The following is a 15,929-nucleotide window of genomic DNA, read 5'->3' on the forward strand; positions in this document are numbered from 1 at the left end:
AATGTTTCATGCTAGAAGAATACCATTCCAACTCTCTAAATCCATATTTTAATTACATTTATAGGATTGATCAGAGCATTTAATACATACTAGCAAAAAAAAGCCCGAAACGTTGTTTTATCAACGTTTCGGGCTTTTTAACAGTTTTAAATCATTATACGTCCCAGGAGAGATTCGAACTCCCGACCGACGGCTTAGAAGGCCGTTGCTCTATCCTGCTGAGCTACTGGGACATGTTGTTATGTAGTGTGCAAGGTGTATTACCTCAGCGACAAGATTTATTATATTACTATTGTTCTTTAAAGTCAACGGTTTTTCGAAAGTTTTTTCATAAGGGGCAAATGCTGCACCCTTATGAAATACCTTCCAATGTGACAGTGTTTTCGAGGTCTTGAATGACTTGACCTTCGTCCGTAAAAAACTGTACGTTTGCTTCGCTTCCATCTAGTGTCAGTATAGCATAGCTGCGCTCTTTTCGCACTCTTGGCAGGTGCACGCTGCCTGGGTTAATGAGGAGTTTTCCTCTTAGCAGTTCACTGCCTGGGATGTGCGAGTGGCCAAAGCAGATAATGTCTGCGCCCAGCTCTTCTGCACGGTAGTAGACTTGAAGTAAGGATTGTTTGATGCCATGCAGATGTCCGTGAGTGAGAAATAGTTTTCCGCCTCCATCAAGTGGGAGCAGGAGCTCTTCTTCAAAATCGCCCATAAAGTCACAATTTCCTTTGACGACTTTGTATCCTTCGAGTGCTGGGTGGTTCGTTTCGAGTTCTGAATCTCCGCAGTGAATCATCATGTCAACTTCAGCTGCATGCCGTTTGGCAATGGTTTGAAGTTCGTCTGTGAGTCCATGACTGTCACTAATGATGAGTATCTTCATGGCTTCATTCCCCCTTATTCATTTGCGTCTAGCAGTGATGAAAGCTTTTGAAGCGCGACCGCTCGATGGCTGATCTTGTTTTTCTCCTCTGGTGATAACTCGGCCATCGTCTGGTCTTTGTCTTTGACGATGAAAATTGGGTCGTATCCGAAGCCATTTTCGCCGATCGGCTCTTCTGCGATGAAGCCTTCTACTGATCCTTCTACCGTCTTTGTTTCTTTTCCCGGTATGCTGACAGCAAGGGCACATCTGAATCTGGCTGTACGGTCTTCTTTTTCAATGCCTTGAAGTTCGCTCAGCACTTTTTCCACATTCTCCGCATCGTCTTTATGCTCACCAGCGTATCTCGCTGAATACACGCCAGGTTTTCCGCCAAGGTAATCAATCGACAGACCCGAGTCGTCTGCAATCACCATTTCACCTGCTTTGGCTTGAATGGCCTCGGCTTTGATGATCGCATTTTCTTCAAAGGTATGTCCTGTTTCTTCGATCTCTTCCGTAAATCCGATGTCCGCTAGTGTTTTGACCGTGAATCCTTTTGGCTCAAGAATGGCTTTGAATTCTTTCGCTTTGCCCGCATTGTGCGTTGCGATGATGGCAGTTTTCATCCTGATCAAACCCTTCTCTTTATTCGATAACTTCTCCTGTCACTGCTTTTTGCTTTTCAATTAATTCTTTGATGCCTTTTTCGGCTAAATCAAGCAGTCCGTTTAGTTGTTCTCTTGAGAATGTCGCTTCTTCGCCAGTGCCTTGAAGTTCAACAAAGCGTCCAGCGCCTGTCATGATGACATTCATATCTACTTCAGCAGAAGAATCTTCTTCATAGTTTAAATCTAACAGAAGTCCTTGCTGAGAATCAATTCCGACGGATATCGCCGCTAAATAATCAGTAATCGGGTTTTCTTTGATAACTCTTTCAGCTCGTAGCTTTTGAATCGCAAGTGTCATAGCAACAAAAGCACCTGTGATGGACGCTGTGCGTGTGCCGCCGTCTGCTTGAATGACGTCACAATCAATCCAAATGGTGCGTTCGCCAAGCTTTTCTAAGTCAACGACTGCGCGGAGTGCTCGTCCAATTAAACGCTGAATCTCCATAGTACGTCCTGTGACTTTTCCTTTAGATGATTCTCTTATCGTTCTTTGTGCCGTTGCTCTTGGAAGCATGCTATATTCTGCTGTAATCCAGCCTTTTCCTTCTCCTCTTAAAAAAGGAGGTACGCGGTCCTCGATAGATGCGTTACAAATCACCTTCGTATTTCCCGCTGAGATTAAGACAGAGCCTTCTGGGTGCGTAATATAGCCTGCCTGTATTTCAATTTTTCTTAATTCGTCGTATTGTCTTTCATCTAATCTCATGTTTTACCTCCGTTACAATATACATTCCGCGCGGGTGTCAGCGGGGTTCTCCTATTAACTTTGACAACCTCGATCCGTTCTAATCGCTTGGAATAAAAAAGAGGCAGCGAATGTGCATGCCTCTTTTTCTCCATTATATCAATGTGTGACGTTAAAAACTACCTGTATTCACTTGTTCTGGTCTTGAAACTGGCTTTGTGAGTTCTGTTCCTTTTTCGTTCACAAGCTCTGCCTTTCCGTTTACCTTCACAGACACGCTTTTCACATCTGGCAGCTCGGTTAATGTGAGCACAATGCTATCAAGAACTTTTTGTGAAATGACTTTTTTCTTTTCATCTGCACTGCCAAAAATGGATTCATTGAAATCAAGTGTCACATGACCGTCTTTTACTTTCGGAACATCATTGAGCTTCACATCTTGATCAAAGTCTGTCAGCAATTGGCTTGTTTTGCTTGGCCCAGAGACGAGCTCATCAATGGCTGCTGTAATTGGATCATCATCGTCTTGTGGTGCTCTTTTGGTCACCGGGACATAGTACGTCTGTTTGTCAGATTCTGCTAAATAGTAGACGGTCACAGGCTTTGTCGATGTCATATCAGCCGCAGCCTCGTGCTGAATATTAATGCCGTCCTCTCTGCTTAAATCATCTGAAATCGGCGTCCCATTCACAGGCATTTCTTTTAATTCATGGCCATTCATCTTTAATTTGACTTTCGCTACCGAATCAAACTGCGTTAATGTCCAAGTGACTGATTGTAAAATGCGCTGTTCGTCTTCTTTTTTATAGTTTTTGAATTCATTTGAGAAATCAACAACCGCAGTGCCATCTTTAATATCGACAGATACGCTCGTGTCCGCCGGCAGCACGGCTCTGAACCCATTTGGCATCAGGTTAGAAATCGGTCCCCCGTCTACGAGGTATTCAAGTGTTTGTTTCGCACTTCCTTCGTTTTTCGGCAGCGGAATGGATTGAGAGACAACATATCCATTTTTATCAATTAAATATAATTCTCTCATGACGGTATCTGCTTGCTTCTCTTCTTTTCCTTCTTTCGCTGTTTGTTTCTCTTCTTTATTTTCTTTCACAAACGTGACATTTTGTGGTGGATCAATCTCTGTTTTCGCTTGGTCTGTTTGAAACAATCCGCATCCTGATAAAAGCATGGCTGACGCAATACACGTAACAGCTGCTGTAGTTCCTTTTTTCAGCATACTTCACCCTCCTCTAGTGGTTTGTACTAGTATGTATACGAGCTCCCTCAGAGGATTAGACCCTTTTCATAAAAAAATAACCCACTTCCATGAGAAGTAGGTTATTGCTGATATACGTGTTCAAGCGAAACCGTTTCGACCTTTCCTGGCAGGTAGCCGAACCAGTCTTGAGCGATGTTTTGAAAGTTTTGTTGCTGCCCTGTTGTGTAAATCGTATGAACAGGCTCTTCCTTCGAGTCATTTAACAGCCCTTTATATGAAAGAATGGTGCTCGCTTCTCTCGCTGTCTCGTCTCCTGAAGAAATGATGTTGACGCCACTGCCCATAAAGCGCTGAATCGGTTCTTTTAAAATCGGGTAGTGCGTGCAGCCAAGAATAAGCGTATCAATGCCTGTTTCTTTCATCGGTTCAAGAGAAGCTTTTACGACTTCATCTGCTGTATGATCTAAAAACGTACCACTTTCCACAAACGGCACAAGCATTGGACATGCCAGACTTTGAACAGTTAGTCCTGCTTTTAAAGAAAGCAGTGCTTCTTTATAGGCTTCACTTTTGATCGTATTGGCTGTGCCGATGACGCCAATATGCTGATTGTTTGTGACCTTGATCGCTGTGCGGGCTCCGGGCTGGATCACGCCAATGACCGGGATATCAAGTGTTGCTTTAATTTCATCAAGTGCTATCGCCGTCGCAGTGTTACACGCAATGACAAGCATTTTAATATGGTGATGTCTTAATAGGTAGTGTGCCATTTCCCATGTATATTGAAGAACCTCTTCTTCTGCTCGAGGGCCGTATGGACATCGTTTTGTGTCGCCTACATAAATAATCTTTTCTTTTGGCAGTTGTCTCATGATTTCCTTCGCAACGGTTAAACCGCCTACGCCGGAATCAATCACGCCGATTGGTTGATCCAACAAAATCGCCTCATTTTCTTTTCATTTGCTGCTGTAGTTTCGTTAAAGATTGGTTGAAAACGATGGCTTCTTCTTCTGAGAAAGCCCCTAGAAGTTCACTGACGTATTCTTGGCGTTTGACAATCACTTCTTGAATGATCCGCTCACCTTCAGGCAATAAATGAATGCGAACCACGCGGCGGTCAGACGGATCTTTCACCCGTTCAACAAGTTCACTTTTTTCCATTCGATCAATTAAATCGGTTGTCGTGCTGCAAGCCAAATACATCTTTTGTGATAGCTCACCTATTGTCATATCTCCGAATTCATAAAGCCACTGAAGCCCCACAAATTGAGGAGGTGTAATCGTATATTGATTCAGAATTTCTCTACCTTTTTGCTTAATGATTGCAGCAATATGGCGCAATGATTTTTCAATTTCTGCAACATGGCCTGACTCATTCGTTTCCATTTCATTGATACCTCACTATAGCATCTCACTTTGATTAAAACGTACATTCCTATTTTCCTCGTTTTTCAATGAAATTGCAAGAAGAGACTCATGGAAACGATATAGAAATAACCGGCTCCTCCCTGGTGCGGAAGGAAAACCGGCTGACGTTAGAGCTCTAGCTCACCCATACGCAGAAGCTCGACTACGGCCTGTGAACGACCTTTGACTCCTAGCTTTTGCATGGCATTCGAAATATGATTTCGAACAGTCTTTTCGCTAATAAAAAGCTCGCTTGCAATTTCTTTTGTTGTTTTATCTTGGACGAGCAATTCGAATACTTCTCTTTCTCTTTTGGTTAATAGCGGCTTGGATTGAAACTCTTTCTCCTTCAAGTATTGTAACCCTCCTTGCTAAGGTGAGAGCTCTAGTCTCTATAGAATGGGATTCTGTATAGTCGAGATATCATATGCCGGGTACTTGAGGTAGGTGACGTTAAAATCGAGAATTCCCGCAGATGAGCGTCCAATTTCCTCCCCTTCAAGCCGCACAAAAAAGGACGAGTCCCCTATAGAGACATCGTCCTTGATCAAACAAGCTTTTAAAATATCGAAATGGCTCCTGTTAAAAGAGCAATAAGTGTTGTAAACAGGGCTGTGAGTACGGTCCATAGCAGTGCGTACTTTTGCAAATCACCGATATCTTTATTCAGCATACTCACAAGTAGTAATGTGGAAGCCACAAGCGGACTCAGTAAATGGACAGGCTGTCCGATAATAGAGGCGCGCGCAATTTCCACTGGATCAATTCCGTAAGCTGCGCCGGCCTCAGCTAAGATTGGCAGCACCCCGAAATAATACGCATCATTTGAAAGAACAAATGTAAATGGCATACTCGTCAAAGCGACAATGAGTGGAAAAAATGAGCTGTATGAATCTGGAATCATGTAAATGACCAAGTTAGCAATGGACTCCACCATTTTTGTTCCAGAAAAAATGCCTGTGAAAATTCCTGCTGCAAACACAAGGGTAATGACCGTTAAGGCATTTCCTGCATGCGATAAAATCCGCTCACGCTGATCTTCAACTTTTGGATAGTTGATCATAAGCGCAATGACAAAGCCAATGAGAAAGAGTACAGGAATCGGTACGATATCCAATACAAGTGTCACCATGACAGCAATCGTCAGGAAGAAGTTGACCCAAATCAGGTTTGGTCTCTTCATATCTGCAACGCCATCTTCAATTGATGCCGCCAATTCAGGAGAGATCGAGACCTCTTCTTTATACTGAATCTCGGCAACCCCAATGCGCTTCCGTTCTTTTTTTCCAAGAACATACGCTGTAAAAAGGATAAAAAGACCGCCCCCTATCATCGTCGGGAGTAATGGAATGAAGAATTCCGCTGCATCTAAACCAAGTGCAGCAATCGCACGAGTGGCTGGACCGCCCCAAGGCGTCATTCCACTCATAATGCCTAATGATAATAATGAAATCGTCCCTAAAATCAGTGGGTTCATCCCAATTCTTAAGAAAAGTGGCAGCATAGCTGATACGGTAATCATGTACGTTGTCGTTCCATCACCATCTAATGCAACAAGCATAGACAAAATCGCTACCCCAAAAGCAATTTTCACCGGATCGCCTTTCACAAGACGTAAAATCAGTTTGATCAATGGGTCAAACAATCCAGCATCCAGCATGACACCGAAGAATAAGATGGCAAATAACAATAAAGCAGCAGATGGTGCAACGGTCTTGAGTCCATCAAGCATCATGTCCCCTAATCCGCTGTAAAATCCACCGATTAATGCAAAGATGATTGGCACAACGGTTAGAGCCACCACCGGATGCATACGTTTTGTCATAATAAGAAATGTAAAAGTCACGACCATCAAGATCCCTAAAATAGCTAGCACTTCATATCCCTCCATCCTCTTCTTTACACGATCCACAAGCGCCCCTTTTGCACTTGCGGCCCGAAATGTTAGCGCTTTCTATTTCAAGGATATAATAGCTTTTTTTATAATGAAAATATCGATTTTTTCGTCTATTCAATAAATTTTTTTTATAATTAGCCTTGCTGACTTCTTAAAAACTCAATGAATGCTTTCACAACAGACAAATGAAGGGAATCCGGCTGGTACATGAGCCATGTATCTCTTAAAACAGGCTGTCCATCTTTATACGAAAGACCTTTTACAAATAGCTCATCACTTGGTCTGAGGCAAATTTCCGGGACAATGGCATAACCTAAACCATGCTTCACCATCTCTTTTGATGTATCTTGCCTGTCTGTCTCCATTGTCACAAGCGGAGGCATCGTGAACGTCTCCTGCCACCATCTGTTAATCAATCGTTTTAATGAACTATCCGTGTGATAGTCAATGAGCGGCAGTTTCGGAAGGTCCTTTAGCTGTATTTCTGATTTTGAAATGATACAAAGGCGTTCTTTATCAAGCAAAAATCGCTCTCCATTCCAGTCGTAATCTCCTCTTAAAATCCCTAAATGTACACTTGATGTCCCTAATAAATCCATGACTTTTGTGCTCCATCCTGTGTTCACCATAAATTGAACATGTGGATACTGCTTAGAAAACTCTCTTAAAATTTCCGGCAGTTTATATTGAGCAAAGTTACTCGACACCCCTAACCTGATCGTTCCTTTGACCTTTTTTTGCATATTGAGCATGCCATCTTTCGTTTGCTGGAGCTGCTTGAGCATGTCATTTGCGTATTTAGCCAAGTATTCGCCCTCTGATGTAAATTCAATGCCTCGCTTTCTTTTAAAGAAAAGCTTCATGTCAAATTCCTCTTCAAGCTGTTTCAATCGATAACTTAAGGCAGGCTGCGATACAAATAATTTTTCTGCCGCTTTTGTGATGTTCTTCTCTTCATATAACACCTTTAAAAACCGCCAATCTTTCTCATCCATTGTGTGCCCTCCTTTTGACCTTATTATAAAAATATTTTATCAGTTTATCTTAAAATAATGTATTTAACTTATTTCTTATTATACTTTACCATTTTGATTAGATAAATAGTAACTAAACAATTGAGGGTGAGAGCAATGAGAAAAGTTCCAATCACAATCATGCGAGGCGGTACAAGCAAAGGGGTCTTCATTCAAGCCAATGATGCACCTTACGAACACGATGAGCTCGAAGCATTTCTATTAGACATTATGGGTAGCCCTGACCGGCTGCAAGTTGATGGAATCGGGGGCGGTAATTCTTTAACAAGTAAGGTGGCCATTATCGATAAAGCCACTCGTCCAGATGTGGATGTGAACTATACGTTTGCACAAGTCAGCATCAATGAAAGATTTGTCGACTTTAAAGGAAACTGTGGGAATATCTCATCAGCAGTTGGACCGTATGCCATCATTAAAGGACTTGTCCAAGCAGTTGAGCCTGTCACAACAGTACGTATTCTGAATACCAACACGAATAAAATCATTGTGGCAGAGGTAGAAGTCGAGAACGGAGAAGTAAAATTTGAAGGACAGGCAGAAATTCCAGGAGTGAAAGGAACAGGTTCTCCCATTTATTTATCCTTTGAGAAACCTGAAGGCGCTGTCACAGGTAAAACCTTTCCGACTGGAAACAAAATGGATACGATCCAGACAAAGTTTGGAGAGATTCCGATCTCAATCGTAGACATTGCAAATCCAATCGCCTTTGTCCGTGCCAAAGATATTCAATTAAAAGGAACTGAATTGCCTGAGGAGTTTACAGACGAATTGCTGGATGATTTAGAAGAGATTCGTTCCATCGCTGCTGAAATGTGCCATTTTGCACCAAAAGAACTAGCCACATTACAGTCTCCAGCTGTTCCAAAGCTTGCGATCATCAGCGAGCCTGCTGATTATGTAGATACAAATGGAATATTGAGAAGAGCAGCAGATATGGACATCATCGTTCGGATGCTATCGATGCAAAGACCGCACCAAGCACTTGCCATTACCGGATCTGTCTGTGTGTCAGCCAGCTGTTTCATGGATCAAACGCTTCCAGCTCAGCTGTTTCAAGGAAAAGATGATTCCCTCCGTATTGGTCATCCTGCTGGTATTATGCAAACTGAAATTGATATCTCACAAAGCAGAGTGAAAGTCATTCGAACCGCAAGAGAAATCCTAGATGGAGTGGTCTTTACAAAAAAAGACTATATGGTTCAACCTCAAATAAAAAGAGAAGCATAAATGAGACGTCATCTTGTCGACAAAGAGCTAAAATGAACTGATTTTAGCTCTTTGTCTTTTTTCAGTGTGAAGATCTTAAAGCAAATCCGTTTTAACACCGAATGCAACGGTTTTATACACACTCATCGAACGAGAAATTGTCTACTTGGGCGGTGCATCAATATCTCCTGCTGAATGGGCTTTTATATGTCCTTGATCATCTTTTAACTGAATATGACCATAACGGTTCACACCACAGCAAGTTCCTTCCTGCCATGTTTGCTTTTCACGATCTAATGAAATACGAAGCGGTTGATTCAGCCGATATAATCGTTTGTTATAAAGGGCAGTGAGGGCTTCAAATCCTTCCATTTGCCAGCGTGCATGGTATTTTTCAAAGGCCGCTGCCAAATCTTTCACTAGCTGGTCCGCTTTCACCTCAGTCAGTTCTGATAGGCAAACGGTTTTATACGGAACGTGCTCCGGCTTTGTCTCTACATTGATGCCTACACCGATGTAAATGGCGCTGCGGTCTGCTTCAATTAATGTACCAGATACTTTCGCTTCATTAATCAATAGATCATTTGGCCATTTGATTGCCAGCTGATCCTCTGCTCTCATGAGTGGTTTGAGTACATCATAAATGGCGAGTGCCGTCAGCGGGGCAATCGTTGATTGGGTGGAGATATCTACTGGCGGTTTTACTGTCATCGTGACAGCCACATTCCCTGTAGGCGTTTCCCACGGTCTGCCAAGCCTGCCTCTCCCTTCTGTCTGCTGCCGGGCATATACAGCAAATGAAGGGGTTTCTCCTTGCTGAATAAGCCTTTTCGCTTCATTATTTGTACTATCAATGGTGTCGTATTGAAAGATCTTCATGTGCTCTCCTTTGTTTCTTCTTCATTATGATTCTTTTATTATAACAAAATGAAACATGTGACCGTGATTCTTTAATGTCGCTGGGCCTGAAAAGTCTCTTTTTCCTCTTCTGTAAACGGTACAGGGGCACCGGTGTCTTTACTTATTTGCACCATCGTGACTGAGCCTGTAAAACACGGTTCTTGCTGTTCATTTTCTCCTAAATAATGAAGGATGAGAGAGCTTGATCCAACCTTTTCTGGCTTTACATACACACGCAGCCTCTCACCGATTTCCACTTGCTTGATGTAATCACATTGAAGGTTTGCCACGACCGTAATCGTCTCTCTCGCGCGCTTCATTCGCTTATCTACAATTCCCGTTTTTTGAAAGAAGGCAATCCGCGCCTCTTCAAAATACACAAATGGGGTGACATTGTTCATGTGACCAAACATATCCGTTTCTGAAAAACGGACGGTTGTTTCCACATAAAATCGAAACGATGCCCTCCACTCTTCAAACGGTTCTTCAATATATGACGGCAGCCTCATTTGATCCACTCCTTATTCGCAAACAAACGCCTCTCCCGTATTGGAAGAGGCGTTTGTTATGTTTTTGCATCCAGCCTCTTGTAAACACTCATCATGATTGGCAAGGAGGACTGAATGTGATGTTATTCTGCGTGATCGCTTCCGAAGAAGTTACGGAAAGCTTGTAATGTTGTATCTCGGTTAAGTGCTGCAATTGATGTTGTGAGCGGGATTCCTTTCGGACAAGCCTGCACACAGTTTTGAGAGTTCCCGCAGTTTGCAAGACCGCCATCACCCATAATTTCTTCTAAACGGTCAGACTTATTCATTGCACCTGTCGGATGTGCGTTAAATAGACGAACTTGTGAAAGCGGTGCAGGGCCCATAAAGGAAGACTTATCATTCACGTTTGGACAAGCTTCAAGGCAGACACCACATGTCATACACTTTGAAAGCTCATACGCCCATTGACGCTTTTTCTCAGGCATTCTTGGTCCAGGTCCAAGATCATATGTGCCATCGATTGGCACCCATGCTTTGACTTTTTTCAATGAATTGAACATACGACTTCGATCAACCTGCAAGTCTCTCACAACCGGGAACGTTTTCATCGGCTGAAGACGGATCGGCTGATCTAACTGATCAATCAGTGCTGTACATGACTGGCGAGGCTTTCCATTAATGACCATGGAACAAGCGCCACATACTTCTTCAAGACAGTTCATGTCCCAGTTGATCGCCGTTGTTTTTTCACCTTTTTTATTGACCGGGTTACGTCTGATTTCCATGAGTGCGGAAATGACGTTCATATTCGGACGGTAAGGGATTTCGAATTCCTCATCATAAGGCTTGCCATCTGCTGTATCTTGACGTGTGATAATAAATTGAATCGTATTTTTTTCACTCATCTTATTTCTCCACCTTTTTCTTCGAGTAATCTCGTTTACGAGGTGCAATTAACGATACATCGACGTCCTCATAGTGGAATGCAGGTTTTTGGTTTTTCCCTTTGAACGTAGCCATCGTTGTTTTTAGGAATTCTTCATCGTTTCTTTCTGGGAATTCCGGTTTATAGTGTGCGCCTCGGCTTTCATTCCGGTTGTAAGCCCCAATCGTAATGACACGTGCCAGCTGAAGCATGTTGTCAAGCTGACGCGTGAAGGCAGCGCCTTGGTTGCTCCATGAAGCTGTATCGTTGATGTTAATATGCTTATAGCGCTCCATCAGTTCTTCAATCTTCTGATCTGTTTTTAAGAGCTTCTCGTTGTAACGAACCACTGTCACGTTGTCCGTCATCCATTCTCCAAGCTCTTTATGAAGCACATATGCATTTTCTGTGCCATCCATGCTAAGGATGTTGTCCCATTTCTCCTGCTCTTTCTTCACGGCACTGTCGAATGTTGCAGATGATAAATCTTCTGCAGACTTTTCAAGACCGCTAATGTATTTCACAGCATTTGGTCCTGCAACCATTCCGCCGTAAATCGCAGAAAGCAATGAGTTTGCACCAAGTCTGTTTCCGCCGTGCATAGAGTAATCACATTCTCCTGCAGCAAACAAGCCTTTGATATTCGTCATTTGATCATAATCAACCCATAATCCGCCCATTGAATAATGAACAGCCGGGAAAATTTTCATCGGAAGCTTACGCGGGTCATCACCCATGAATTTTTCATAGATTTCAATGATTCCACCAAGCTTAATATCAAGCTCTTTTGGATCTTTGTGAGAAAGGTCTAGATACACCATGTTCTCTCCGTTGATGCCAAGCTTTTGCTCCACACATACGTCGAAAATTTCACGCGTTGCAATGTCACGCGGTACAAGGTTTCCGTATGCTGGGTACTTTTCTTCTAGGAAGTACCAAGGTTTTCCGTCTTTATATGTCCAAACACGTCCACCTTCACCACGAGCTGATTCACTCATGAGACGCAGCTTGTCATCTCCTGGGATCGCTGTTGGGTGAATTTGAATGAATTCTCCATTAGCATAATGAGCACCTTGCTGATAAACGATCGATGCAGCTGATCCGGTATTAATCATGGAGTTCGTTGATTTACCGAATACGATACCAGGGCCTCCTGTTGCCATGATGACAGCATCTGAACGGAAGGATTCGATTTCCATTGTCGTCAAGTTCTGTGCGACAATGCCTCGGCATACTTCCTCGTCATCTAACACAGCACCAAGGAATTCCCAGCCTTCATATTTCGTCACAAGCCCTGCTACTTCATAGCGGCGAACCTGCTCATCTAGTGCATATAATAACTGCTGACCTGTTGTCGCACCAGCAAATGCTGTACGGTGGTGCTGTGTTCCCCCGAAACGGCGGAAGTCCAGTAATCCTTCTGGTGTTCTGTTAAACATTACACCCATACGATCAAGTAAGTGGATAATGGACGGCGCTGCTTCACACATTGCCTTTACTGGCGGCTGGTTAGCTAAAAAGTCTCCGCCATATACCGTGTCATCAAAATGCTCATAAGGTGAATCTCCTTCACCTTTTGTATTGACCGCTCCGTTAATTCCGCCCTGTGCACAAACAGAATGCGAACGTTTCACAGGTACGATTGAAAATAGTTTAACAGCTGTTCCCGCTTCTGCTGCTTTGATAGTTGCCATGAGACCAGCTAAGCCGCCTCCGACAACGATGATGCTAGAATTACTCATTGTAGCCCCTCTCCCTCTTCTACTAATCTATTTCCTCTTAAACAAAAGCGAAAATTGCTCTTAGCCCTACATATGAAAGCGCTATAAATATACCTAATGTCACATATGTGGAGATTCTTTGTGAGCGTGGTGAAACTGTAATTCCCCAGCTGACAGCAAATGACCACAAGCCATTAGCAAAGTGGAAAATAGTAGATAAAACGCCGACAATATAGAAACCTAGCATAAATGGAGAGCTTAAAATATTCGCCATCATGTCATAGTTTACTTCAGCTCCAAGCTGCGCTTGAATGCGTGTTTCCCATACGTGCCAAGTGACAAAAATCAATGTGATGATACCTGTAATCCGTTGCAGTCTGAACAACCAGTTTCTTAAGTAACTGAAGCGAGACGTGTTGTTTTGTGCCGTAAAGGCTATGTACACCCCATAAACAGCATGATAGATCAGTGGTAAGAAAATCACGAACAGCTCAAGTGCATATCTGAATGGAAGCTGTTCCATAAAGTGTGCAGCTTTGTTAAACGCCTCTGGTCCATTCGTCGCAAAGTGGTTAATCACTAAGTGCTGTACTAAAAATAGACCGACCGGAATGACGCCAAGCAAAGAATGCAATCTCCGATAAAAAAATTCTTTGTTCCCCGACATTACTTTACCCCCTAGTAAAAAAAGTGCAATTGCTTGAAAATTGTCTTACCCCCGCTTCTTTCAATTGTAAGCACTTTATTCAAATTTATTGACAATTTCATTTTACTCCTATGTCAAAAAAGCGTCAAGAAACCGCGTACATAAATTAAAATTTTCCGAAATTTAAAAGTTTTAAATCAAAATTCGTTTTACTACAATAAGAATTTCTTAGACTTCAGGGAAAACTCTGTCATCATATGCCCACATAAGCTATAATAAATTGTTGAAAGAGGGGAGCCATACAATGAATAAATTCGAATCTAACTTAGAACAGCTAAAAGAAATTGAAGTCAATGGATTTGCCTACGAGCTGATACGCGAAGTTCTGCTGCCTGACATTCTTGGTCAGGATCATTCATCTATGATGTATTTTGCGGGTAAACTGCTTGCTCGTAAATTTCCTCAAGAGTCATGGGAAAAGATCCCCGAATTTTTCCATGATGCCGGATGGGGAACTCTCACGATGGTCCATTCTAAAAAACAGGAAATTGAGTTTGAGCTCGAAGGTCCACTTGTATCGAATCGACTCAGCTATCAAAAGGAGCCATGCTTTCAAATGGAAGCAGGTTTTATCGCTGAACAGATTCAGCTTCTAAATGAGCACGTGGCTGAATCCTATGAACAAGTAAAAAAGCGTGCTGATAAAGTCATTTTAACCGTTAAATGGGATTTAAGAGACCCTAGCTAACACTGTTTATGAAAGGCGATGACTTCGTGTCACGCCTTTTTTATATACCCTTCTATCATAGCACAGTTGGCGTACCGGTTTACGCATGTTTTTCTTTCTTCATATGCTGATGATTTCCAATATAAAAAAGAGGTGTATCTTTTTATGGGATACACCTCTTTTGAAGATTTAAGAATGAGCAGCGGCGCTCACCTTTGATAATTCAAACGCATCATGAAGGGCTTCTACCGCTTTCACCATATCTTCACGATCAACGACTGTTGAGACTTTGATCTCAGACGTACTGACCATTTTCACTTGAATGTCTTTTTGAGCTAACACAGCGAACATTTCAGCCGCAACGCCTGGGTTTGAAACCATACCAGAGCCAACGATAGATACTTTGGCTAATTTGCTTTCTGTCTCAATCTGCTCATAACCAAGCGCACCTTTGTATTCTTCTAATACTTCAACTGTTTTAGACAAATCATCCGTTTTCACAGAGAAAGAGATGGAGGTCTGATTGGTGCTTGTGACAGACTGAATGATGATATCGACATTGATATTTTGCTTTGCAAGTGTCGTAAAAATCGTCGATAGCGTTGTTAAACCGCTTGAAAGGCCACATACCGTCACGCGTGTCATCTGATCTTCAAATGCAATGCCTCTTACAACTAAATTTTGTTCCATGGATGATTCCTCCTCAATTAACGTACCCGATTCATTTTCAATACTAGAACGGACTTCTAGTGGGATTTGATAATTTTTCGCAAATTCGACCGCTCTCGGATGCAGCACACCTGCTCCTAAATTGGCTAACTCAAGCATTTCATCGTATGAAATTCCTGCAAGTTTTCGCGCAGACGGCACATAACGAGGATCTGTTGTAAACACACCTGGTACGTCCGTATAAATATCACATTTGTCCGCTTTGAGTGCCGCAGCTAGTGCCACTGCTGTCGTATCTGATCCACCACGCCCAAGTGTTGTAATATGTAGATCATCCGCAATTCCTTGGAAACCTGCTACAACGACGACTTTTCCCGCACTCAGTTCTTCTTTGATTCTTGCTTCATCGATGTCCACGATTCTTGCATTTCCGTGCACCTTCTCTGTTTTCATCCCAGCTTGCCAGCCTGTAAAGGAAATGGCATCATAACCTTTTGCTTGCAGTGCCATGGCCAGTAACGAAATGGTCACTTGTTCTCCAGTCGTGAGCAGCATATCCATTTCTCTTTTGCTTGGTTCGTCTGTGAGTTCTTTCGCTAAATCTACTAAAACATCCGTTGATTTGCCCATCGCAGACACAACCACGACCACATCATTTCCTGCCTCGCGTTCAGCGATGACTCTCTCTGCGGCATTGCGAATTTTTTCTGTCGATCCAACAGATGTTCCACCAAATTTTTGTACAATTAGTCCCATGTCTACCACCCTTTTTCAAAAGATCACGTGTGAGAGAAGAGGCTGCGGAGACTGCTCTGTTCACTGCAAATAAAAAAGCAATGAGAGAACAAATCTCCCATTGCTTTAAAATCATCATCAAA

At 42.6% G+C, this 15,929-nt stretch carries 17 protein-coding genes and 1 tRNA gene; 2 read left to right on the top strand and 16 right to left on the bottom strand.

Annotated elements, in window-relative coordinates:
- Positions 1-159 precede the first annotated feature (159 nt).
- From V7L95_RS00880 to V7L95_RS00925, 10 genes are all read right to left on the bottom strand, one after another.
- Positions 160-233 (bottom strand) — tRNA-Arg (locus V7L95_RS00880).
- A gap of 119 nt (positions 234-352) precedes the next feature.
- Positions 353-877, bottom strand: coding sequence for a metallophosphoesterase (locus V7L95_RS00885; protein ID WP_024427164.1), 525 nt, complete (start codon positions 875-877; stop codon positions 353-355).
- Positions 878-891: 14 nt separating this feature from the next.
- Complete coding sequence (locus V7L95_RS00890; RefSeq protein ID WP_144716601.1) at positions 892-1,494, bottom strand: XTP/dITP diphosphatase; 603 nt, start codon at positions 1,492-1,494, stop codon at positions 892-894.
- A gap of 10 nt (positions 1,495-1,504) precedes the next feature.
- Positions 1,505-2,233, bottom strand: coding sequence for a ribonuclease PH (rph, locus tag V7L95_RS00895; RefSeq protein ID WP_206115573.1), 729 nt, complete (start codon positions 2,231-2,233; stop codon positions 1,505-1,507).
- A gap of 151 nt (positions 2,234-2,384) precedes the next feature.
- Positions 2,385-3,446: a GerMN domain-containing protein gene (locus V7L95_RS00900; protein ID WP_058213894.1), complete on the bottom strand. Its 1,062-nt coding sequence runs from the start codon at positions 3,444-3,446 to the stop codon at positions 2,385-2,387.
- Positions 3,447-3,547: 101 nt separating this feature from the next.
- Positions 3,548-4,363 (bottom strand): glutamate racemase, encoded by an 816-nt coding sequence (racE, locus tag V7L95_RS00905; protein WP_057079232.1) that lies wholly within the window; start codon positions 4,361-4,363, stop codon positions 3,548-3,550.
- A gap of 10 nt (positions 4,364-4,373) precedes the next feature.
- Positions 4,374-4,814: a MarR family transcriptional regulator gene (locus tag V7L95_RS00910; RefSeq protein WP_007501606.1), complete on the bottom strand. Its 441-nt coding sequence runs from the start codon at positions 4,812-4,814 to the stop codon at positions 4,374-4,376.
- Between the two features lie 149 nt (positions 4,815-4,963).
- Positions 4,964-5,188 (bottom strand): spore germination transcription factor GerE, encoded by a 225-nt coding sequence (gerE, locus tag V7L95_RS00915; RefSeq protein ID WP_003184172.1) that lies wholly within the window; start codon positions 5,186-5,188, stop codon positions 4,964-4,966.
- A gap of 206 nt (positions 5,189-5,394) precedes the next feature.
- Positions 5,395-6,711, bottom strand: coding sequence for a citrate:proton symporter (locus V7L95_RS00920; protein ID WP_017358236.1), 1,317 nt, complete (start codon positions 6,709-6,711; stop codon positions 5,395-5,397).
- Between the two features lie 155 nt (positions 6,712-6,866).
- Complete coding sequence (locus V7L95_RS00925; RefSeq protein WP_007501609.1) at positions 6,867-7,727, bottom strand: LysR family transcriptional regulator; 861 nt, start codon at positions 7,725-7,727, stop codon at positions 6,867-6,869.
- A gap of 135 nt (positions 7,728-7,862) precedes the next feature.
- Between V7L95_RS00925 and V7L95_RS00930 the strand changes: the two genes are divergently transcribed.
- Positions 7,863-8,993: a PrpF domain-containing protein gene (locus tag V7L95_RS00930; protein ID WP_017358237.1), complete on the top strand. Its 1,131-nt coding sequence runs from the start codon at positions 7,863-7,865 to the stop codon at positions 8,991-8,993.
- Between the two features lie 141 nt (positions 8,994-9,134).
- Here the strand turns inward: V7L95_RS00930 and V7L95_RS00935 are convergent, their stop codons facing one another.
- The 5 genes from V7L95_RS00935 to V7L95_RS00955 all read right to left on the bottom strand — a co-directional run bounded on the left by V7L95_RS00935 (position 9,135) and on the right by V7L95_RS00955 (position 13,676).
- Positions 9,135-9,851 (bottom strand): biotin--[acetyl-CoA-carboxylase] ligase, encoded by a 717-nt coding sequence (locus tag V7L95_RS00935; protein ID WP_017358238.1) that lies wholly within the window; start codon positions 9,849-9,851, stop codon positions 9,135-9,137.
- 71 nt (positions 9,852-9,922) lie between these two features.
- Positions 9,923-10,381, bottom strand: coding sequence for a thioesterase family protein (locus tag V7L95_RS00940; RefSeq protein WP_007501614.1), 459 nt, complete (start codon positions 10,379-10,381; stop codon positions 9,923-9,925).
- Between the two features lie 122 nt (positions 10,382-10,503).
- On the bottom strand, positions 10,504-11,268 hold the full coding sequence (sdhB, locus tag V7L95_RS00945) for a succinate dehydrogenase iron-sulfur subunit (protein WP_017358239.1): 765 nt from the start codon (positions 11,266-11,268) through the stop codon (positions 10,504-10,506).
- Between the two features lies 1 nt (position 11,269).
- The gene (gene sdhA / locus V7L95_RS00950) at positions 11,270-13,030 is read right to left on the bottom strand and encodes a succinate dehydrogenase flavoprotein subunit (RefSeq protein ID WP_008345971.1); all 1,761 of its coding nucleotides are present in this window, start codon (positions 13,028-13,030) and stop codon (positions 11,270-11,272) included.
- A 37-nt stretch (positions 13,031-13,067) separates the two neighbouring features.
- The gene (locus tag V7L95_RS00955) at positions 13,068-13,676 is read right to left on the bottom strand and encodes a succinate dehydrogenase cytochrome b558 subunit (protein WP_007501622.1); all 609 of its coding nucleotides are present in this window, start codon (positions 13,674-13,676) and stop codon (positions 13,068-13,070) included.
- 283 nt (positions 13,677-13,959) lie between these two features.
- Here V7L95_RS00955 and V7L95_RS00960 point away from each other — a divergent pair, with 283 nt between their 5' ends.
- Positions 13,960-14,403 carry a YslB family protein gene (locus V7L95_RS00960; RefSeq protein ID WP_008345974.1) on the top strand — a complete coding sequence of 148 codons (444 nt, stop codon included), beginning with the start codon at positions 13,960-13,962 and terminating at the stop codon, positions 14,401-14,403.
- A gap of 168 nt (positions 14,404-14,571) precedes the next feature.
- Here the strand turns inward: V7L95_RS00960 and V7L95_RS00965 are convergent, their stop codons facing one another.
- Positions 14,572-15,807 (bottom strand): aspartate kinase, encoded by a 1,236-nt coding sequence (locus tag V7L95_RS00965; protein WP_046527234.1) that lies wholly within the window; start codon positions 15,805-15,807, stop codon positions 14,572-14,574.
- Positions 15,808-15,929 lie beyond the last annotated feature (122 nt).

The sequence above is a fragment of the Bacillus sp. PPSBB_11 genome, assembly GCF_038023285.1.
Classification (GTDB): Bacteria; Bacillota; Bacilli; order Bacillales; family Bacillaceae; genus Bacillus; species Bacillus altitudinis.